1 protein-coding gene is annotated in these 1,160 nt (G+C 59.9%); it reads left to right on the forward strand.

Annotated features, from left to right (window positions below; genetic code table 11):
* Positions 1 to 229 precede the first annotated feature (229 nt).
* On the forward strand, positions 230 to 1,144 hold the full coding sequence (locus tag DCO49_RS20050) for an IS110 family transposase (RefSeq protein ID WP_116865470.1): 915 nt from the start codon (positions 230 to 232) through the stop codon (positions 1,142 to 1,144).
* Positions 1,145 to 1,160 lie beyond the last annotated feature (16 nt).

A 1,160-nucleotide genomic window follows, 5' to 3' on the forward strand; every position in this document is an offset into this window, starting at 1 on the left:
CATCCACGCATGGCGTGGATCTTATCTCTTGCCGATCTGGCACTTTAGGTGCCGAGAGCCCGGCGTGGGCGACCGTGTGGATCCAGGTCTTTCGACCGTAGAGTAGCTTGGGTCCCCACGCCGGAATCTCCCTGAAACGCCCGAACAGTTGGTTGAGTTGGCGCTCGAACTGATAAGACTGGGCTAGCTGGGAGAGCTCTCGACCCTGTCAGCCTAGCGGAGTTCTGCCATGTTTGGGATCGGGATCGACGTGAGCAAGGCCATGTTGGATGTGGCCGTCCATGACGAGCAGTTTCGCCAATTCAGCAACGACAAGCGTGGCTTTGCCAGCTTGATCCGGTGGTTGAAGAAGTGGCCCATCAAGCAGGTTGTTCTCGAGGCCAGCGGGGGGTACGAGCGTGCTGCTCTTGATGCCCTGCACTCTGCCGGCCTGCCGGTGGTGCGCATCAATCCAGCGCGTGCACGGCGGTTTGCCCAGGGCATCGGCCGGGCAGCGAAAACCGATCGAATCGATGCCACGGTGCTTGCGCAGATGGCCCATCTGTTGTCGCTTACCCGCTACGTACCGCCTGCTCCTTGGCAGCAACGTCTGGCGGAGTTTTCGCAATGCCGCAGGCATCTGGTCCAGATGCGGGTCAGCGAGATGCAGCGCTTGCGACGTTTGGTTGATCCAGATCTGATCGCGATGAAGAAACGCCATATAGCTCAGCTATCTGACGAGCTGAAGCAATTGGACAAAGCTATCGGCGAACAGCTGGAAGGACAGCCTGGTTGGCAGAACATCGGCTCTGTGAAGGGCGTCGGGCCAATTCTGGTCAGCACCCTTGCCTGCGAGTTGCCCGAGCTGGGCAGCCTTGGGAGCAAAGCCATTGCATCACTAGTGGGCGTGGCGCCGATGAACCGCGAAAGCGGCACCTGGCATGGCCAACGACGTATCAGTGGAGGGCGCGCAGTGGTACGCGAAGCCCTCTACATGGCGGCCCTGACGGCCATCCGGTACGAGCCAAAACTCCGCGATTTCTATGCAGGCCTGAAGGCCAAGGGTAAAGCGAGCAAGGTGGCACTTGTGGCGGTCATGCGGAAAATGCTGGTGATCCTAAATGCTCGCAAGCGGGACGCCGAGGTAGCCCTCGGCAGCCCCTGACAAGACAGTTGCTACT

The sequence above is a fragment of the Stenotrophomonas sp. SPM genome, assembly GCF_003105135.1.
Lineage (GTDB): Bacteria > Pseudomonadota > Gammaproteobacteria > Xanthomonadales > Xanthomonadaceae > Stenotrophomonas.

Bases quoted from the DNA above. Each gene is read 5' to 3' on its own strand.
- DCO49_RS20050 (WP_116865470.1), top strand. From the start codon at position 230: ATGTTTGGGATCGGGATCGACGTGAGCAAGGCCATGTTGGATGTGGCC.